The 21,222-nt window shown below is 38.2% G+C and carries 15 protein-coding genes and 1 other annotated feature; of the genes, 5 read left to right on the forward strand and 10 right to left on the reverse strand.

All coding sequences use genetic code 11. The features are described 5' to 3' along the window. Positions 1–11: 11 nt before the first annotated feature. The gene (gene sppA, locus J7W16_RS01415; protein ID WP_210595146.1) at positions 12–1,001 is read right to left on the reverse strand and encodes a signal peptide peptidase SppA; all 990 of its coding nucleotides are present in this window, start codon (positions 999–1,001) and stop codon (positions 12–14) included. 94 nt (positions 1,002–1,095) lie between these two features. Here sppA and J7W16_RS01420 point away from each other — a divergent pair, with 94 nt between their 5' ends. Continuing rightward, positions 1,096–1,896 carry an NAD kinase gene (locus J7W16_RS01420; RefSeq protein ID WP_210595147.1) on the forward strand — a complete coding sequence of 267 codons (801 nt, stop codon included), beginning with the start codon at positions 1,096–1,098 and terminating at the stop codon, positions 1,894–1,896. 579 nt (positions 1,897–2,475) lie between these two features. On the opposite strand, the gene J7W16_RS01425 is transcribed toward J7W16_RS01420, so the two are convergent. From J7W16_RS01425 to ezrA, 5 genes are all read right to left on the reverse strand, one after another. Further along, positions 2,476–4,071, reverse strand: a complete 1,596-nt coding sequence (locus J7W16_RS01425) for an amidohydrolase (protein ID WP_210595148.1) — start codon at positions 4,069–4,071, stop codon at positions 2,476–2,478. A 118-nt stretch (positions 4,072–4,189) separates the two neighbouring features. Beyond that, positions 4,190–4,402, reverse strand: coding sequence for an alpha/beta-type small acid-soluble spore protein (locus J7W16_RS01430; protein WP_210595149.1), 213 nt, complete (start codon positions 4,400–4,402; stop codon positions 4,190–4,192). Positions 4,403–4,499: 97 nt separating this feature from the next. Continuing rightward, positions 4,500–5,705 carry a tRNA uracil 4-sulfurtransferase ThiI gene (gene thiI / locus J7W16_RS01435; protein WP_210595150.1) on the reverse strand — a complete coding sequence of 402 codons (1,206 nt, stop codon included), beginning with the start codon at positions 5,703–5,705 and terminating at the stop codon, positions 4,500–4,502. Next, complete coding sequence (locus J7W16_RS01440) at positions 5,702–6,844, reverse strand: cysteine desulfurase family protein (RefSeq protein WP_210595151.1); 1,143 nt, start codon at positions 6,842–6,844, stop codon at positions 5,702–5,704. Before J7W16_RS01440 ends, thiI begins: the two co-directional genes overlap by 4 nt. Positions 6,845–7,015: 171 nt before the next feature. Continuing rightward, positions 7,016–8,701, reverse strand: coding sequence for a septation ring formation regulator EzrA (gene ezrA, locus J7W16_RS01445; RefSeq protein WP_210595152.1), 1,686 nt, complete (start codon positions 8,699–8,701; stop codon positions 7,016–7,018). A gap of 166 nt (positions 8,702–8,867) precedes the next feature. On the opposite strand from ezrA, the gene hisJ reads away from it, so the two are divergent. Next, on the forward strand, positions 8,868–9,704 hold the full coding sequence (gene hisJ, locus J7W16_RS01450; RefSeq protein ID WP_210595153.1) for a histidinol-phosphatase HisJ: 837 nt from the start codon (positions 8,868–8,870) through the stop codon (positions 9,702–9,704). Here hisJ and refZ read toward each other — a convergent pair. Further along, positions 9,684–10,334, reverse strand: coding sequence for a forespore capture DNA-binding protein RefZ (gene refZ, locus J7W16_RS01455; RefSeq protein WP_210595154.1), 651 nt, complete (start codon positions 10,332–10,334; stop codon positions 9,684–9,686). The genes hisJ and refZ overlap by 21 nt on opposite strands. Positions 10,335–10,492: 158 nt before the next feature. Between refZ and J7W16_RS01460 the strand changes: the two genes are divergently transcribed. Continuing rightward, positions 10,493–10,972 (forward strand): GAF domain-containing protein, encoded by a 480-nt coding sequence (locus J7W16_RS01460; protein WP_210595155.1) that lies wholly within the window; start codon positions 10,493–10,495, stop codon positions 10,970–10,972. Positions 10,973–10,996: 24 nt separating this feature from the next. Here J7W16_RS01460 and J7W16_RS21855 read toward each other — a convergent pair whose 3' ends face one another. Further along, positions 10,997–13,243, reverse strand: coding sequence for a sensor domain-containing diguanylate cyclase (locus tag J7W16_RS21855; protein ID WP_246879789.1), 2,247 nt, complete (start codon positions 13,241–13,243; stop codon positions 10,997–10,999). 461 nt (positions 13,244–13,704) lie between these two features. Here J7W16_RS21855 and rpsD point away from each other — a divergent pair, with 461 nt between their 5' ends. Further along, positions 13,705–14,307: a 30S ribosomal protein S4 gene (gene rpsD / locus J7W16_RS01470; protein ID WP_210595156.1), complete on the forward strand. Its 603-nt coding sequence runs from the start codon at positions 13,705–13,707 to the stop codon at positions 14,305–14,307. A 293-nt stretch (positions 14,308–14,600) separates the two neighbouring features. Here rpsD and tyrS read toward each other — a convergent pair whose 3' ends face one another. Then, complete coding sequence (tyrS, locus tag J7W16_RS01475; protein WP_210595157.1) at positions 14,601–15,842, reverse strand: tyrosine--tRNA ligase; 1,242 nt, start codon at positions 15,840–15,842, stop codon at positions 14,601–14,603. A 43-nt stretch (positions 15,843–15,885) separates the two neighbouring features. After that, positions 15,886–16,098 (reverse strand) — a binding site (T-box leader). Between the two features lie 138 nt (positions 16,099–16,236). Here tyrS and J7W16_RS01480 point away from each other — a divergent pair. Then, positions 16,237–19,086 (forward strand): transglycosylase domain-containing protein, encoded by a 2,850-nt coding sequence (locus J7W16_RS01480; RefSeq protein WP_210595158.1) that lies wholly within the window; start codon positions 16,237–16,239, stop codon positions 19,084–19,086. A gap of 254 nt (positions 19,087–19,340) precedes the next feature. On the opposite strand, the gene acsA is transcribed toward J7W16_RS01480, so the two are convergent. After that, positions 19,341–21,059, reverse strand: a complete 1,719-nt coding sequence (acsA, locus tag J7W16_RS01485; protein ID WP_419095805.1) for an acetate--CoA ligase — start codon at positions 21,057–21,059, stop codon at positions 19,341–19,343. Between the last annotated feature and the right edge of the window lie 163 nt (positions 21,060–21,222).

Here is a 21,222-nt window from a genome sequence, read left to right on the forward strand (position 1 = left end):
CTCACTACCTCCTATTCCGTATATAAATATTTAAGTGTTGGAGAACGATCACTGGATAAAAATGTTTCTAATATAGATAATTCATGATCAGATTTAACTAACTCTTGTAGGGTCATTGAAAACAGACTAGGTATGCCGCCTTGTGCTTCATATTTTACGACCGGGTAATCGGCATCTAGATATTCCTTCATCATTGCAATCGTATCGTCAAAACTCCCGATATCATCGACAAGATCAAGTTCTAATGCCTGCTTCCCACTATAGATTCGACCATCTGCTACTTGTCTGACAAATTCTTCAGATAATCCTCTACCCTCCACAATGATTCGAACGAATTCATCATACGATTCATCAATAATAGATTGAAGAATTTCACGTTCCTCGTCAGTCATCTCTTTCGTTGGTGACATAATATCCTTAAATTCACCGCTTTTTATCGTGTTAACTTTCACTCCATACTTTTCTGCTAATTCACTGACATTGATTGACTCCATAATGACTCCAATTGAACCAGTGATCGTTTGAGGGTTGGCAATGATCCGATCTGCCGGTGCTGCGATATAATATCCTCCAGAAGCAGCCATACTCCCCATAGAAATAAATACGGGTTTGTCATATTCCTGCTGTGCCTCAACAATTCTGTCATAAATCTCAGCACTTTCGACAACTCCGCCTCCTGGTGTATCAACTCGAATAATAATTCCTTCAACGACAGGATCCTCAGCAGCATGTTCAATTTGCGATAAGAAGGTTTGATGATTATAACCAGCAGCAGCAAACAAGCCTGTGTCTCCGGTATCTTGAATTGTTCCATTTAATTCCAATACTGCAATTTTGCCTGTTACGTCTGCCCCCTCTTCAATTGGTTGCTGAATCCAGTCTTGAGCGATTTCAGATAGTACATTGGAATCATTCCCCATCGTCTGAACTGTGTTTGCCACAACAAATACCGTCAATAGCATAGCAACGGCAATCAATGCTAACCATCGTTTTCTACTCAAGTAGTCGTACTCCTTTCCGTACATTCATTCATTATGTATACTGAGGATATAATAACATAAACCATTTAAGAAATAATATTGTAGGAGGTCAATTATGAATAACGGAGCTAAGAATGTTTTTTTATTTTATAAGAAAACGCCTGAGATGGAAGAAATAAGTAAGACGATTACTGAAGAAGCAAAGTCATACGGATACCATATTGTCTCAAATGCAAAAGATGCTCAAATCATCATAAGTATAGGTGGGGATAGTGCTTTCTTACAGGCTGTGCAGAAGACAAATTTCCGTGAAAATTGTAATTATGTTGGCATTAGCACAGATTCTCTTGGTTTTTATACAGATTTTACAATTAATGAATCTAGGGAATTGTTTAACTCATTACAAGAAGAGCAAATCTCTATAAGACAAGCCCCTGTATTAGAGGTCATTATTAACGAAGAAACACCTTTCTATTGTTTAAATGAATGTACCATTCGTTCAAATGTCATCAAATCATTTGTTATTGAAGTATTCATTGATGATATGCATTTTGAAACCTTCCGCGGTGATGGCATGATTGTCTCAACACCTTCAGGTAGTACGGGATACAGCAAATCCGTTCGTGGTGCTGTCATTGATCCAGACCTACCTTCCTTACAAGTTAGTGAAATCGCCTCACTTAATAACAATAGTTACCGGACACTTGGTACATCCTTTATTTTGGGACCTAATCGCAAATTAACACTAGAAGTCGTCCAAGATGGCAACGACCATCCAATTATTGGTGTTGATAATGAAGCTTTAAGTATCCGTCACGCCAAACAAATTCATCTCTCATTGGCGAATAGGGAAATAAAAGTAGTACAAAAGCAAGAACACTCTTTTTGGAAAACCGTTCAAAAAACGTTTGTCTAAATGTTCGAATATGAAGAGGCTGGGACAAAAGTGATTTAACTATAGAAAATTCGAACAATCATGGTTGGCGGACGTTAACCGCTCCTGAAATATACTTCGCTTTCCGCGGGAAGCCGGTGAGCCTCCTCGGCTACGCCTGTGGGGTCTCACCTTTGGCTCTTCATCCCGCAGGAGTCTACGTATATTTCATCCGCTACATGATTGCATTTTTCGGTTTTTCATTTAGACCCTTTAGTTTATGTCCCAGCCTCTTCTTCAGACTTTATATAAAAAGGTCAGGATAAAAGTATTAGCAAACTATTTCAATCTCATGGCAGAGAAGTTGAAGGAATTTCGATTTATCCTCTAATTAAGCGGACGGGATGGGTGGGCCGACTCCTGCAGGAAATAAGGGCAAAATGGAAATCCACCGGCGAAGCCGGTTAGTTCCATGCCCTCTGGCGGGTGCGTGCCCCCCATCTCGGTAGCGGATTCGAAGCTCTTATCATGGCACCTCACACTAATATCAAAAACTTGTCGGATTTGTTCCAGAGAGACTTTGAGCTGAAGAAGGTAACTCCTAAGTCACCTTCTTTTTTTCTATAAATTATTTTGATACATGATCGACCCGTCGACGACGGTCATTAATACCTTTGAATTAGGAATTTCATCAGCGTCAATCTGACAGAGATTCTGATCAAGGATTGTAAAATCAGCGACAAATCCCCTATCAATTACTCCGCGTGTATCCTCTTTTTCAATTGCATACGCACTTCCGCTAGTAAAAAGTTGGATTGCTTCAAATGGGGTTAGCTTTTGATCAGGTAAATAACCTTCATGTTTGTCAGTCTGTTGCTTTCTCGTCACTGCTGCATGGATCCCTAGTAACGGGTCAACAGGTTCAATAGGAGCATCTGAACCACCCGCACAGGCAAGACCAGCATTAAGTAGCGTTTTCCAAGCAAATGAATAAGACAATCGCTCACTTCCTAATCTGTCAATGACCCACGGGAAATCTGAGACAACAAAACGTGGTTGTAGATCTAAAATGACAGGGAGCTTTTGCATTCTCTCAATTAATTCCTCATTTGCGACTTGTACATGGATGAGTCGATCTCTTCCACGAGTAAGGGGGTATTTTTCAATCGCTGTTAAAGCGAAATCTAGTGCCCCATCTCCAATTGTATGAATGGCAACAGGGCGATTCTTTTCTCGCGCTCTTTTAACAATAGCATGTAGTGTTGCTTCGGAATGCATCGCAACACCAGATGTCGAAGGATCATCTGTGTATGGAGCTTGTAACAATGCCGTACGACCGCCTAATGCCCCGTCAGCAAATAGCTTAACAGCACCTAACTCAATAAAAGGTGTGACCTCACCAAAATCGTAGCCATTCTCCTCCATTTCATTTACTGCCTCATGATGGACTAGAAGATGTGCTCTAAACTTCTTATCCTTACCATTTATCGTTTTTAAAAATTGATCAAACGTTTGTTTAAACCCATTATAATATGCTAAATCCTCTGTATGACCGCCCACAAGTCCTTTTTCTAGAAGATCATCGATAGCCAATGTTAATGCTTGTCTTAGATAAGCTTCCGTTACATTAGGTATCACTTGTTTCACTAGTTCTGTCGCAGCATCTAACAAGTAGCCTGTCGGTTCTCCGTATTCATCTCTAACGATGACACCACCCTCTGGATCCTCCGTTTCCTTCGTTATTCCAGCTAGCTTTAACGCTTCTGAATTCACTAGCGCTGCATGTCTGCAAACTCTTGTTATGTACAACGGATTATTTGGTGCAATATCATCGAGTTCATGTCGATGGAAAATTTTCTGATCAGGGAAATTATTTTCATTCCATCCCTCCCCTAATACCCATTCGCCACTTGGCAGTTCACTAGACTTTTGCCTAAGGTTATAATCTATTTCATCAGCCGATAGCATATTAGATAAATCTAATCTGATGATTTTCTCTCCGTGTCCTATTAAATGTAAGTGACTATCGACAAATCCCGGATAGACATAGCCACCCATCACATCTTGCCACTGTTGTATTTCTTCCTTGTACTTATTAGTTAATTCTTCCTTTGAGCCAACATCAATGATAATGCCATTCTTTACAAATAGTGCCTCAACCGATTCATTTTCAGCTCTCATTGTTAAAAATGTCCCATTATACCATAAAGTTCCCATCATCATTCCTCCTCATCTTGTTCTTTTATCCTGCCAGAACTTTAATCGACTTGCAAATTATAAACAGCACAAAAAGGAGAGTGCGTCAGCACCCTCCTTTAAATCCATCATTTTATAATTATTGTTGTTGATAACCACCCATTTGCTGTTCAGCCATTTGAACAAGACGCTTAGTAATTTCACCACCAACTGAACCGTTAGCACGTGAAGTTGCATCAGCACCAAGTTGAACACCAAATTCAGAAGCGATTTCATACTTCATTTGATCTAAAGCTTGTTGTACACCAGGTACAAGAAGTTGGTTTGAGTTTCCGCTGTTGTTACTTGCCATGTCTCTCACCTCCTTTGTACTCATAGAATGAGTCGGAAGTGGCCAAAACATGCAAATTTCTTTACTGGTAATTGTTGTGAGTGCTAAAATTCATTGATTAAAATAGGCTTTCTATTTCTTCTTTTGCCGCTTTTGTACCCGATATAACAACCTTCTCGGTTCGATTAACTGCATCATTCACATACGTTTCAATATCTAGGTACTGTTCAAATTTATTTGCATGTTCACGCTTCGGTTTTGTCTTCGAATCAGGCGGTAAGAAAATGGTACAGCAATCTTCGAAAGGTAAAATAGAGGTCTCGTACGTTCCTATTTTTTCCGCAATTGAAATCACTTCTAATTTGTCCATCGTAACGAGAGGACGGATAATAGGTAATGTTGTTACTTCATTAATAGCATTCATACTATGAACGGTTTGACTAGCAACTTGTCCAAGGCTTTCGCCTGTCGCTAATGCGAGAATCCCTTCATTATTTGCTATTTTTTCACTAATTCTAAGCATCATTCTTCTCATAATTGTCATTTGAAAATTACTAGGCATTTCTTCGCGAATATGTTTTTGAACGTCTGTAAACGGAACTAGATGCAAAGTGATGTCACTGCCGAATTTAGTTAGAGATTGGGCCAAATCCATTACTTTTTGTTTTGCACGTTCATTTGTATAAGGTGGACTATGGAAATGAATTGCCTCAATTTTCGCACCACGCTTCATTGTTAAATATCCGGCAACAGGACTGTCAATTCCTCCAGATAAAAGAAGAAGTACTTTTCCACTTGTACCAACAGGAAGTCCTCCTGCACCTGGGTAAACTCCAGCTGTTAGATAGGTTGCTGCTTCTCTAACTTCAACACGAATATTTAAATCAGGATTGTGAACATCTACTTCAATCCCATCTGTATTCGCTAGAACATATCCGCCAATTTGGTGATTTAGTGTTTGAGAGTCAATCGGAAATGGTTTGTATGCTCGTCTTGTCGTGACCTTAAAGGTTTGGACGGTTTCATGATGCTCCTTCAATACCTTAAGTGCACCTTCCTGCATCTTTTCTAAATCATTTTCGACCTTTAGAGCTAAACTGAATGAATGAATACCAAAGATCGTTTGTAGCTTTTCTACAACACGATTATGGTCCTCTCCATTCAGTTCAATAATAATTCGACCGTAAGTTCTCTTAACGGAAAGATTTGCAATTGGTTTCAAACTTATTCTTATATTTTGCAGCAGTTGCTTTTCAAATGATGATCGGTTCTTTCCTCTAAGTGCCAGTTCACCAAAGCGAACTAGGATATGATCATATGTCATGGGCGAATAACCTCCAATAATTCCGGTATAATAATACGTAACTGATGTACTAAATGTTCAACCTCTAGATTCGTTGTCTCGTATGAGAAACTGACCCTAATTGCTGAATTTGCTCGTTCATCTGAAAAGCCCATGCCTTTTAAAACATGACTAGGTTCACTTGCCTTTGAAGAACAAGCCGATTTTGTTGAAACATAGATTTCTTTTTCTGCGAGTGCCTGAACGATCACTTCTGGCTTTAGGGATAGGACAGAGAAATTAACAATATGTGGTGCACCATCAGTTGGACTATTTATAACAACTTCCTCGATTGTTTTAAGTCTGTTAATAAATTCTTCTCTTAATTTATATAGAGATTGATTCAACTCAACCCTTTTTTCTTCAACAAGCCTTAATGCTTTAGCCATTGCAACAATTCCTGCAACATTTTCAGTTCCTGTTCGCAATCCAAATTCTTGTGAACCCCCATGAGTTAAAGCCTTAATATTTAACCCTTTACGAATGTAAAGAAAACCACTACCTTTTAATCCATGTATTTTATGTGCCGACCCTGTACATAGATCTACCTTTGCCTCAGTCAGATCCAATGGAACCTTCGAAAGGCCCTGGACATGGTCAACATGGAAATAAATCGTCCGGTATTCATTTAACACTTTGCCAATTTCCTCAATTGGTTGAATAGCACCTGTTTCATTATTTACATGGTGAATTGAGACAAGTATCGTGTCATTTCTGATTTCCGAGTATAGATCCTCAAGCTTAATCTTACCTAATGAATCAACATCTAGATACGAGACCTCAAATCCATCCATTTCAAGTTCTTCAAAAACCTTTAATACAGACGCGTGTTCAACCCTTGTTGTAATTAGATGCCTTCCTCGATTTTTCCTGGCATATGCTGTTCCTTTTAGTGCTATATTATTCCCTTCTGTACCTCCAGAAGTGAAAATAATTTCATCACTGTCTACACTCAGTGTAGTAGCCATTCTTTTTCGAGCTTCTGTCAAAAGCCTTTCAGCCTTTACTCCTAAAGAATGAAGTGAAGACGGATTTCCAAAATAAGTCGTAGCCACTTCTGTAAATGTATTTATAACTTCATTGTAAGGTTTGGTTGTTGCACTATTGTCTAAATAAATCAATATATCCCCCCCTTACTTGTTTTAAGCATTCATTTATGTTAGCACAATATTGCAAAATAACAAGTGAATATAACTAAGGTTACAGAACTTTCCTTTCTCAATAAAGGAGCAGTCTTTTTCAAAACGAATATAAAAATGTCCCAAAAGTCATTGGACCTTTAGGACACTCTATTATGCCGGCATATATTCCTCAACAATACTGATGACATCTGGTTCAAATGGCTTAATTGCATCGACAGCACATTGAAGGGATTCCTCGTATTCGTACTGTCTAAATAACTGCTCTGCCTCGTTTAGCTGTTCATTCACCTTTTGACTTTTACTTCGGTACCGGTTTCCATACTGAATCACCTTTTCTGTCAGTTCGACTCGATGGATCAGTTCTGTAATCTGAACATTATTCTCTTCAACCATAGACACCGCTTCTTTCACGAGAGCATTAACTTGTCCTAGTTCAAGTGGAATCTGATCTAATTGTTGAAACGCTTCTATTAACTTCTGTTCTGATTCATTTAATTTTTCGATAAAAGCCACTGGTAGCCCTGGAATATTGCTTTTCTTCAGAATTCTTTTCGTATCGAGCATCTTATCGCGAAGATATTCTAGGGTTTCTTGTGCTTTCCACTCTTCTTCCCTCATTGCAAATAAAGTCGCCTTCTCTTCATCAATTTCGTCGAGAAGATTTTTCATTTGCTCTTGCCATTCATCAACAAGTTCCCTAATCGACGTAAACGTCTGTTTGTCCTGCTCAATTAGATCAGTGAGTACAAAAAGCTGTCCCGATAACTCTTCAACTCCATTTCTCATTCTCTTTTGTGCAGAAAGTTGCTTTTGAGGGATAAGATAACTCTCTTGAATAGTTAATGTTTCGGCTAAAAGAGCATCCACTTCATCTCGTCCTTGTTGGATTAGCTTCTCTAATTGGTCATGCTTTACTTTTACATATTGCTTCGATTCGACTTCAAATTCAAGAACTTCGTATAGTTTTTCTAACTGGTCAACCTGTTCAGAAACTCTCTCTTCTACACCTTCACATTGGAGGTTAGTGACCTTTTCCCTCAAACTAGCTAGATTGCCCTCAATCGATTCCAGCTGAGTAGGAATTGAGAAGGCCTCAAGCTGATAGCCGTCCTCTTCCATTTCAGCGATGCCACGTCTAATTTCTTTAAGATCAGCCGGTATGACCATATCAATCTGAACAAGTAGTTTAGGATAGGTTTCAAGAAGGTTTTCTACTTCGCCCATTTGAGAATTGGACTGAACTAGAAATTCTCTAGCTTCAATATAACTCCCATCGTTCGTTGAAGCATCATATGATTGAAGCATCTGCTCAATATCTTCTACTTTGTTCTTAAATGATGGGAACCCTTCTCCGATAGAGGCCCTTTTCTTTGATAGCGTTTCAGTTAGTTCCATAAATCTATGTCGAACAATATCAATTTCTGATCGATTGTATTCTTCACTTTCAATTAAGATTTGAATATCAGCTAGCATTTTCGTAAGTTGATCTTCAATCCCATTAAGTCGGTTTTCCGTTACCGACAATAGTTGTTTCGCTTTAGAAAAACGATGCTTTGAAGCAAAATCCTCAATATCGAACAACTTTTCTTCAATATCTGGTAAGATAACCCCAACGATATCATCCCATTCTGTTCTCCATGTTTCGAATTTTTCTTCTGTCTGTCCTGACATTTGTAATTTCTTGACCTTCCCAATTTCATCTGGTATCGGCCTATGTAAAATATCATTTTTCCATTCTTCAAGTCGATCCACTTCTTTATATGTCCGCTTTCTTAATATCATACTCGCACTAATTAGAATAAGAATAATGGCAAAAGCCAGAAAAAAATAATTCATACGAGACTCCCTTCTGTGACTGTAATAAAATAGATGCTATAGTACTCATTTATCAAAAATCGACAAGATATCGCTTTTTTACGCTTTTTATTCTTAATTATGATACCATGAAAATACCTATTTTGTATGTTTTTTTTAAGGATTACACGCATTTGGAGGGATTGTTATGATTTATGATGGACATGTACACACCCCGTTCTGCCCTCATGGCACATCGGACAGCATGTATGCTTATTGTGAAATGGCTGTAAAGCATAATCTGAAAGGGATCACTTTTGCGGAGCACGCTCCACTTCCACCTTCTTTTGTCGATCCTACACCTAATCAAGACAGTGCGATGTTTCTTTCACAGCTCCCTGCCTATTTCAATCAGATTAAAGAAATGAAAAAAGAGTTTAAAGGCCATTTGATCATTTCTACAGGTTTGGAAGTGGATTATATTGAGGGATTTGAACTTGAAACGAAGAAGTTCCTTAATGAATATGGACCGTTACTTGATGATAGTATTCTATCGGTGCATTTTCTGAAAATCAATGATGACTACGTTTGTATTGACTATAGTCCCGAAGTGTTTGCTCAAGCTGCTATTGAACTAAAATCAGTAGAAAACGTTCATCACCTCTACTACCAGACAGTCCATTCATCGATTAAGGCTGATTTAGGAGCCCATAAACCAACAAGAATTGGACATATGACATTGGCTAGAAAGTTCCATAAGAAATTCCCAGTAACTGAGTCTTTTTCAGAAATAACCAACGGCATTTTGTTAGATATTATAAAAAAAGGATATGAGCTCGACTATAATGGAGCTGGCTCGATCAAACCATTATGCCGGGAACCCTATCCAAATAAACAGGTACTAAACAGAGCAATTGAATTGAACATACCACTGGTCTATGGATCTGATGCACATCAAGTGAAAGAGCTGTTGAATGGCTTTGAACAACTTAATAAAGAGGCACGATTACAGCAGCCGAGTAGGTTAGATGAGTTGGGCAGATAAGGATGATTGGTAAGGTTGACTTTTTACTTCGCCACATAACCAAGTGTGAACCCACCTTGTCAGATGTTCCATGTATCTATCAATGAAATAAGGTTCATTCGAAGAAAGCTGGTATAATTCCCTTAAGTAATGCGGGGATAGATAAGGCATTGTAATCATTGTTCTTAAATGAATAATTACATAATCAACGGGCTGCCTTTGAAACTCCCCCCCTGTCATTCCCCTCTTAATTAATTGCTCAAACTCATGCTTTTCCTTTCTAAGGTAAGTCGACATTAACTCTCTAACTAACACAGAATCAAGGGTCATTTCCCGGTGGACCATTCTTGCAACCAAATATTGTTTAGACTGGTACTCAAGCAAGGCCCTTATGACCTGTAACAGTAAATCCTTCAATGATTCGCTTTCCTTTTGTAGCTCACTTTCTAGTATGTGTAGATAATCTTCAAAAAACTGTATAATTAATTGTTCATATAACCCTTTTTTCCCTCCAAAATGATAGGAGATAAGTGCCACATTAACGTTTGCTTTCTGAGCGATATCCCTTACAGAGGTTCCAGCATAGCCTTGAGTGTGAAACAAGCGAATAGCAGCATCTAACATTTTTTCCTTAGTCGTTTCCTTCTTCATCTAATTTCACCCCTTTAGTATAAAGCGTTCGACTTTTTCGTACATAGTCCTTTAAACTTCCCTCGACAATACTAAGAAACTTTTTGACAAATTTCTTATTTTGTCTTCTAATAAATAGTATGTAAAATGACAACAAGATGACTAAGAGGAGTGGTTAGGTGTTTGAGACAAAGAAGTATAACGGAACAATCAGTGAACAATATCAGTTAGTAACAAAGCAACTATCTGCATTGCTGACTGGAGAAACAAATGTCATTGCTAACTTAGCAAATGCAAGTGCACTCCTATCACAATTTCTCCCTAATATAAATTGGGTTGGCTTTTATTTATTAGAAGAGGGAGAACTAGTATTAGGTCCCTTTCAAGGGTTACCTGCATGTGTACGTATTCCTATTGGAAAAGGAGTATGTGGAACTGCAATAGCAAAAGAAACGACGATCCGAGTAGATGACGTCCATGAGTTCCCCGGACATATTGCTTGCGATGCAGCTTCGCGATCTGAGATCGTCATCCCACTTCGTTCGGGTGATAAAATCATTGGCTTACTCGACATTGATAGTCCAATAACCTCCCGCTTTACAGCAGAAGATCAATCTCATCTAGAGATCTTTGTAAAAGAGTTAGAAAAGCATATTTAATATTAAAAGGTATGAAAGGTGCTTTTATACACCTTCCATACCTTTTTCTTTGTTCCAATCACTAACAACCACTTGGTTTTTCCCTGTTTCTTTTGCTCTGTATAATGCTTGATCCGCCTCTTTGAATAAATGATCTAACGACGGTGGGTTTTTATATGCACTCCAATGTGAAACCCCTATAGAGACTGTAACCCTTGGACTTGTTTCAATTGCTACCGTTTGAACAATTCGTTCAGCTATGGTGATCGCGATGCTTAGTTCAACCCTCGGAAGATAAATGGCTAATTCTTCTCCACCCCATCTGGCAGCAATATCATCGGTACGAATATTTTTTTTCATTACATTTGCAACTTGAATAATAATATCATCACCGACTTGATGACCAAATGTATCATTAATTAGCTTGAAATTATCGATATCTAAAAGTAAAAAAGCACCTTGTCCATCCTTGTACATAGAATCTTGAATTCGCTCGTCAAGGTGACTACGGGAATATAATTTCGTTAGATGATCCGTGATGACTAATCTCTCGAGCTCCTCATGAAGCATTGAATTTGTAAAAGCTAATGTCGAATGGTGGACCAACGATTGCAAAAGTTTAAAATTTTCAAAAGTAAAATAATAAGGAAGTCGATGAACAGCCAACACCATTCCTTTTAATTCATTACTTTGTATCATTGGTACGACCAGCATCGACTTATACTCAGTCAAATATTGCTTTTCTTGACTTTCTAAATCACCAAAATAGATCGGATCTTTTTCACGCTTCATTTTGGTGATTAACGAATCAAGTTTCACTTGTGTGTCCTCTTTCAAGAATAGCTCTGTACTACCTTCTAATACAGTCGATTCTCCCTTTGGATGAAACATAATAAATCCTACATGCTCCGCACCAAATGACTCAATAATTTGTTGAACCATGAAGTTAATCGTATCAGCTAATCTCAAGTTTAAATTTAACTGATGAGACGTCTCATTAATTAGTTGCAAATCATGAATTAAGTTACGCGATTGTTGATATAGTTCCGCATTCTCCAGTGCATTCCCACCAGTGTCTGCCAACATCTGAATAAAATCAATTTCTGACCTTGGTAATATCACTGTCTGAGAAGACTTAATTTCCATGACCCCATAGACGCCCTGCTTTCCTCTTAAAGGAACATATAGCGTCATTCGTTCACCCGTTTGATCAATTTGAATATCCCCTGTTAAATATGCATGTTCTACAATCTTATTCCCAGTTTCTTCACCGTAAGTAAGCGGCTTCGTCGGGATATCAGCTTTTACCTTCCACTCCTGTGAAAGCAGGAGGTGGACGAGAAAACTAGGATATGCTGTATGAAGAGCATCGATAATCTCACCAAGTATCTCTTCAATATTCATCGTCGAATGAAACTTCTTCGTAACTTGCATTAGAATATTTCTACGTTTGGTTTTCTTGTTTTCTTGCTCTAGAATATAACCCTTTTTGAAAAGAGGAAGCAGTTCATTGAACCAATGACTATAACTGTTCCTCGCTGCTAAAATTTCACCTTTGTCTTCGAACAAGAAGAAACAGGCGGCAACTAATTCATCCTCAACAAAAATTGGACAGCCTAAACAATGAGTCGCAATCTCACCAAATAATGATTCGCCATGAACGACTCGTAATTGTTCCTTCATATTATCGTCAAATAAAAGCAGGAGATCAGTATGATTTATTCTTCGCTGCAAGTCACCCTTTAAGCTAATGAAGCAATCATCATGTTTTTCGAAAATTAATAGTTTGTTTTTCCTTTGACAATGCTTTTGATAGCAGGAAGCAAACGCCTTTGTTAACACAGAAAATTCAATTTCAAAATTAGCTTTAATTAGCAGATCTTTAAAATGAATCCCTTCGCCTTCTTCAATAAAAGCTACGAAGCCAACAACTAAACCTTTTAGAAATGCACGTAACTCTATTTCTGATTGGGATGTCGAGTCAAAAATCATTCCTAAATATAATTGGTTTTCGCCATCATACCCACTAAAAGGTACCGCAATTTGCGTGTAATCATTGAATTTATTGACTAAAGGATTGTTTTGAAAAACTCTCTCAAAAAATTGGATAGGCTCAATCATCCTATCAGGGATATCGCCTAACCTATGCATAGTAAAAATACGATTAGTAGAGGCAATAAAAATAACAGTCTGTTTAAAAGAAGGCGTGTGAACATCTATATCCGAAACTAGTTCTTTTAAGTAAGAACTATACTTTTGCAAACGACTCTCGAAAAATGTAAGTTTATCCATTAATTCCACCACCACACACTTCTTTATGAATAGTCTAAAGGTCCCTTAGCATTCTCTCACTCTTCTTGTTTTATCTCTGTTACTGAAAGAAAATCCAGTCTTGAAGCTCTTTTCTATAATAAAATCAATATAGGTCTTTGTACATCAATTATAAAACAACTTTTTCCATTTTACTATGAATGATCCTCGCTATTTCAATCTTCTAAGTCACCTTACACTATATGTATACATCTTGTGTTGACTTTATCCTTATTCATTCGTATAATGGAATTTGTGTGAAATAAGACAGCCAACGTAAACATTCTTTGGTTTCATTTTGTTCCTCGACTGCGGCTGAATCAATCGAGGTGCATCACGTAACTTCAGCTGTCGAAGCGAAGATGCATGAAGGCGAAATGATCTTAGTTTGAGATTACAGGTTGTTATTTTGCAACAACAAAATAACAAGGAGGAGTCAAATTATGGCTCGTTATACAGGTCCATCTTGGAAATTATCTCGTCGTTTAGGAATCTCTCTAAGCGGTACTGGTAAAGAATTAGCAAAGCGTCCGTATGCTCCAGGGCAACACGGTCCAAACCAACGTAAAAAACTTTCAGAATATGGTTTACAACTTCAAGAAAAGCAAAAGCTTCGTCACATGTACGGTGTGAATGAGCGTCAGTTCCGCAACATCTTTGATGCTGCTGGTAAAATGAACGGAATTCACGGTGAAAACTTCATGCTTTTACTTGAGTCTCGTTTAGATAACTTAGTTTACCGCATGGGTCTTGCTCGTACTCGTCGTGCAGCTCGCCAACTTGTAAACCATGGTCATATCACAGTAGATGGTGGACGTGTTGATATTCCATCATATCGCGTGAAGCCAGGACAAGTTATTGCAGTTCGTGAAAAGTCACGTAACCTAGATATCATTAAAGAATCTCTTGAAGGAAATGACTTCGTTCCTGCTTATGTAACATTCGATGCAGAAGCACTTCAAGGAACTTATACTCGTTTACCAGAACGTGCTGAGCTACCTGCTGAAATTACAGAAGCTCTTATCGTCGAGTTCTACTCTCGTTAATAAGAAGAAAACCAGTCCAATGGACTGGTTTTTCTTTGTTCCAAAATAAAAGAGACTGAGACATAACTAAAGTGTCTAACTGAAATATCGAACAAAGCAATTACGTAGCGGATGAAATATACGTAGACTCCTGCGGGATGAAAAAGCCAAAGGTGAGACCCCACAGGCCTAGCGTGATGCGGCTCACCGGCTTCCCGCGGAAAGCGAAGTATATTTCAGGAGCTGTTTACGTCCGCCAACTATCTTTGTTCGGATTTTCTATTAGTTAAATCACTTTTGTCCCAGTATCTCTTTTATTTTTTTAATTTAATGAATTTTCTTTTCCCTACTTGAATAATCATTCCATCTTCTATCTCAACTTGCAACTGAACATCCTCTACCTTCTCTTCATTCAGTTTCACTCCACCATTTTGCACCATTCGTCTCGCTTCTCCTTTAGAACTTAGCATATTTAGTTCAACTAGAAGATCGACAATCCAAATCGGTGATTCACCATTCCAAGTTACCTCTGGAATATCTGTAGGAAGTGAGCGTTTTTGGAATACCGTCTGGAAATATTCTTTTGCTTCCTTAGCAGCTTGTTCACCATGATACATTTCAACTAGCTTAGCACCAAGATTCATTTTGGCATCTCTCGGATGAATGCTACCATCCTCCAGTCCTTGTTCAAGCTTCTCAATCTCTTCCATTGGAGTATCTGTCGCTAATTTATAGTATTTAACCATAAGTTCATCCGGAATCGACATTGACTTACCAAAGATTTCGTTCGGCGCTTCATCAATTCCAATATAATTTCCTAATGACTTAGACATCTTTCTTTCACCATCAAGACCTTCAATTAAAGGAAGCGTTAATGCCACCTGCTTTTCTTTTCCATATGCATCTTGAAGATGTCTACCCATTAATAGATTAAATTTCTGATCTGTACCACCTACTTCAACATCACATTCTAATGCAACCGAATCATATCCTTGCATAAGCGGATAGAAGAACTCATGAACCGAAATAGGCTGTCCCGATTTATAACGCTTTTCGAAATCATCTCTTTCAAGCATACGAGCAACAGTCATATTCGCTGAGAGCTTCACAACATCTTCAAAATTCAATGGTTTAAGCCATTCAGAGTTGTAGTAAATTTTAACTTTATCCATATCAAGTACTTTTCCATATTGCTCAACATAGGTCTCAGCATTTTTCTTTACTTCTTCATCCGTTAATTGCTTACGTGTTTCAGATTTGCCTGTTGGGTCGCCAATTCTACCTGTGAAATCGCCAATAAGCATTTGAATCTCATGACCTAATTCTTGAAACTGCCGTAACTTATGTAGGGGCACCGTATGACCGATATGAACGTCTGGAGCAGAAGGATCCATTCCCAACTTGATTTTAAGTGGTTTCCCTGTCAAAACAGACTTAGTAATCTTCTTGCGGAAATCGTCTTCTGGAATAATTTCAACTACTCCTCTTTTCAAGTGAGCAAGTTGTCTTTCTACTTCCGCTTGTTGTTCAGTAGTTAATACCTTTTCCTGTTCCATTATCATCAATCCTCCTATAAAATAAAAAAAGACCCCTCCCTATAAAAGGGACGAGGACCTCGCGTTACCACCCTTGTTGAAGAAAAGAGAATAATCTTTTCAACCACTTAATTACGATAACGGTATTGACCGTTCTTCTCAAATAAAAGAAAAGCTCCAGGCTGTAATTCATCCATATCCTATGCACTGATTCACACCACCATCAGCTCTCTAAAGCAGGGAAGACAGGATTACTTCGACCATTCAACGCTTATTATATTCAGTTCCAATGCTTTCTTTTTATCATATTCATTTAGATGTTGTCAATATTACAATTTTCAAATACAAAAAATTCCATTCCCGCCTTCGACAGCGTGTGATATAATATATGAGGAAATTAGGAGGTATATAATATATGAAGAAATATAGCTCGATTGTCATAGAAAAAGTTAGAATGGTATCGAAAAAGCTATACATTAGAAACATATTTCTATCAATAGGAATTACATATCAAGTATTCTGGAATCTATTTTTAATTGGTCTTGTACTTGGTTGTATGTTTGTATTCTTTCTTGGTGGTACTGCTGCCGGCTATTTTGCATCTCTAGTAAAAGATGAACCTCTTCGTTCTGCCGAAGAAATGAAATTAGCTATCTATGACTACGAGGAAACGAGTCAAGTCTTTTTTGCTAACAACGTTTTTCTTGGTGAACTTCCTTCAGACATTGAACGCCATCAGATTTCATTAGATCAAATCTCAGACCATGTTAAAGATGCCCTTATTGCAACGGAAGATGAATACTTTTATGAGCATGATGGAGTCGTCCCAAAAGCAATTATGCGAGCAACTTTTCAAGAGATTGCAAACTCCTCTTTACAAACAGGTGGGAGTACATTAACTCAACAATTAATTAAAAACCAAATTTTAACTAGCGAAGTTTCATTTGACCGAAAAGCAAAAGAAATTCTCCTCGCAATGCGGATAGAGAATTTTCTCGAGAAGGATGAAATACTTGAAGCTTATTTAAACATCGTTCCATTCGGTAGAAATGCTTCTGGTCGTCAAATTGCTGGTATTCAAGCTGCTGCCCAAGGAATATTCGGAGTAGATGCTAGTGAGCTATCGATACCTCAAGCAGCTTATATTGCTGGTTTACCACAAAGTCCCTTTGGCTACACTCCTTTTCTAGGTGATGGGACTGTTAAAGAAAATCTTGAACCTAGTATTAATCGTATGAATATCGTACTTTCTCGAATGCATGAAGCCGGTTTTATCACAGAAGAGCAGCTAGAAGAAGCACGTTCGTATGACGTTCGAGCAAACTTCACAACGGCATCTGCTGCACCAATTGAACAATTCCCTTACTTGACATATGAAGTATTGGATAGAGCCGCAGATATACTAATTGAACAAGAAATAAAGAAAAACAATATTAATCTAGAAGAATTATCAAATGAAGAGCAAGTTGAAGTTCTGCAGAGTTATAGGGAACAAGCAGAGAAGAAGCTCAGGGGTAATGGTTACCGGATTCATACAACAATAGACAAAGATATCTATTTATCTATGCAGGAATCGATTCAAGACACTAATTTGTTTGGAAGAACAAAAAATGGAGAACAGGAGCAAGTTGGAGCTGTTTTAATTGAAAATAGTACTGGAGCAATTAAAGGCTTTGTTGGAGGTCGAGAAGAAGGTGGCGATGACCACTATAACCATGCTACACAAGCTAGAAGACCTAATGCCTCCACAATGAAACCACTCCTTGCTTACGCACCAGCAATGGAAATTGGAGCTGTCCAACCAGGCATTGTAGTTCCAGATACAGAAGAATTTTATGCTAGTGGCAAAGAAATAAATAACTTTGATTTCCGTCATTTAGGACTTTTATCAGTTAGAGAATCATTAGCTAGATCACGTAACGTTCCAGCTATTAGATCCTACAAAAAGGTTCCTTATGAACAAGCTAGAAATACATTATTGCAGTTAGGCTTTTCAATTCCTTCAGATGCTCCCTATGAGTCCTCTGCTCTAGGTGCATTAGATGTAACAGTTGAACAGAATACAAATGCCTATGCTACGTTTGCAAATAATGGTACCTTTGTTCAATCGTATATGATTGAACGGATCGAAACAACCGATGGTGAAATTGTCTATGAAAATGAGCCGATTACACGAGAAGTCTTTTCGCCACAAACATCGTATCTGATGATAGATATGATGAGAGATGTTTTACGCGGAGTAGGAACAGCCTCTTCCGTACCAGGAAGACTCTCTTTCTCTGCTGATTGGGCTGGAAAAACAGGAACATCTCAGGATTCAAAAGATTCATGGTTTGTTGGAACTAATCCTAATGTGACACTTGGTGTCTGGATTGGGTATGATGATCAACAAGAAATCGAAGGTAATTCAGGATCACGCACACAACAAATTTGGGCAAATTTAGCTAATTCAGCCTATTCAATCTATCCAGAATTAATGGCACCGACTAACAGATTCGAAGTCCCAAGCGGTATTGTAAGCAGGTCAATTTGTAGTTTAACTGGACTTCTACCATCAAGAATTTGTCAAGAAGCTGGATTAGTTACAACAGATCTATTTAATGCGAAATTTGTACCACAAAAAACAGATGATAGCTTAGAAAATACTAGATATGTCACAATAAACGGGGTAAATTATTTAGCATTAGATTCGACCCCAGTTGAATTTACCGAAGAAGGTGTAATGATTTCTGAAGATTTCTGGGATATTGATGACATAGGAGATTATTTACCAGACTCAATGAAAAGCTTAGTGACTGGAACGAAAGCAACTCCTAATAATGGTAGAGCTCCAGGTAGTGTTAACAATGTATCAATTAGTGGTCAAACCTTAACCTGGTCTACTCATCCAGATAACGATATAGTCGGCTATAAAGTATATAGGGCAGAAAATGGATCAACTAATTACCAACTAATTTCAAATGTAGTAGGAAATGAAACGACTAGCTTTACTATTCGTGGAAGTGCGTATTCCTATTATGTTACTGCTGTCGATTCTGCTGGTAGAGAATCTAGTCGGTCCGCACTAGCCGAGGGCACAGATTACGTACCTCAAATAATAGTGCCAGAGCCTGAACCTAAGCCAAAGCCTGAACCTGAACCTACTGATGATGAAACACCTGAAAATGATGGTGATAATAGTGGGGAAGAAAATGAAAACGATGAAGGAAATGGAAACAGTAGTGGTAACGATAATGATAATGATGACAACCCTGTAGACAATTGATAGTAAGGGAAACGCTCAGTCGGAAAAACCCGCTGAGCGTTTCTTATGGTCTTCTCTAATCAATGTGCCAATGTAAATTCTTTGACTTCTTATCAAACAATAATAAACAGAGGTCAGGACATAACTAAAGTGTCTAACCGAAATACTGAACTTTTATTCCAGCCTCGCTAAACTGTTTTTTCTTTTAAGAGTTGTATTGAAACTAAACCCCTCTCTAATAATTTTGAGAGGGGTTTAAAATATTCAAGTATTCTTTAATCTTCCATCGTAGACAAATCACCTGTTGGTAGATCTAATTCCCATGCCTTTAACACTCGTCTCATAATTTTTCCACTACGCGTCTTAGGTAACTTCTTTCGAAATTCGATTTCTCTAGGTGCTGCATGGGCTGCAAGACCACTTTTCACAAATGAACGAATTTCTTCTTCAAGCTCATTGGACATTTCGTATCCATCTCTTAATGCGATAAACGCTTTAATAATTTCTCCTCTTACCGGATCCGGTTTGCCTATGACCCCAGCCTCAGCAACAGCTGGATGCTCAACTAACTTACTTTCAACTTCAAATGGTCCTACACGTTCACCAGATGTCATAATGACATCATCGATTCTTCCTTGGAACCAGAAATAACCGTCCTCATCCATATAAGCTGAATCTCCCGAAACATACCAGCCTTCAATTTCAAAATAACTTTTAAACTTTAGTTCGTTATTCCAAATGGCTCTCATCATTGAAGGCCAGCCCTTTTTGATAGCCAGATTCCCCATTCGATTAGGGGGTAGCTCGTTTCCACGGTCATCAATAATTGCTGCATGAATACCTGGTAATGGTTTCCCCATCGAGCCTGGACGTATATCCATTGATGGATAATTACAGATCATTTGGGCACCTGTCTCCGTCATCCACCATGTATCATGGATTCGTAAATCAAATACCTTTTTTCCCCATTTAACTACTTCTGGGTTTAAAGGTTCTCCCACACTAAGCACATGGCGAAGCTGTGATAAATCATACTTTTTCACAACCTCATCACCGGCACTCATTAGCATTCTAAAGGCAGTTGGCGCACTATACCAAACAGACACCTGATACCGCTCAAGTGTTTCATACCAGTCTTGAGGACTAAACCGTCCACCACGCACGACATTTGTGACACCAGCTAACCAAGGTGCAAAGATCCCATAGGAAGTTCCAGTCACCCAGCCTGGGTCAGCAGTACACCAGTATACATCCTCCTCTTTTAGATCGAGTACCCATTGTGATGACTGATAGTGCTGAACCATTGCATTGTGAACATGGAGCACGCCTTTTGGTTTCCCTGTGGAACCAGACGTATAATGTAAGATCAATCCGTCTTCTCGATCAACCCATTCAATATCAAAATTCTCACTTGCTTCTGTCAAACGATCATTAAAGTTTAGATAAGCTTCTTCCTTTTCTTCGTATGTGTCTGCAACAATAAATATTGTTTCAAGGTTCGGAAGGTCGGCGACCGGAACTCTCTCTAATAGTGCAGGGGTTGTGATTAACACTTTTGCACCTGAATCTTCAAGACGATCACGGACAGCCCCTTCCATGAATGCTTCGAATAGTGGACCAACAATAGCCCCTACTTTGATTGTTCCTAAAAATGCAAAGTAAAGTTCTGGTGAGCGTGGCATAAAAATGAAGACACGATCCCCCTTATTTACTCCAGCATCCTTCAAAACATTAGCTGCTTTATTTGAATACTCTTTTAATTGTTGAAACGTATAAGCTTCTTCTCTATTTGCATCACTATAATAGAGGGCCACCTTTTCAGATTTTTCTGATTCAGCATGGCGATCAATTGCTTCATAAGCGAGATTGACCTTTCCTGTTTGACTCCAACTAAACTGCTTCTCGACACTATTCCAATCAAATGTTTGAACAGCTTCATCATAGTTTACTAGGTTATGATTTCCTTTTTCGGTTGGAAGCGCTTGCATATTCATCATACATCTTCCCCTCTATATGTATTTTCAGTATTAGTATAATACAAACAGAAAATTTATTCAATTTCAAATTGTAAAAAAAGGGATTATATGAGAAAATAGTAATGATTCCTAACCTATTGTTATTTAATAATACTGTTTAGGAAAGCGTTTCCAATTTGAG

Origin of the sequence: Halalkalibacter suaedae, assembly GCF_017939705.1 — a bacterium.
GTDB lineage: Bacteria > Bacillota > Bacilli > Bacillales > Bacillaceae_D > Halalkalibacter > Halalkalibacter suaedae.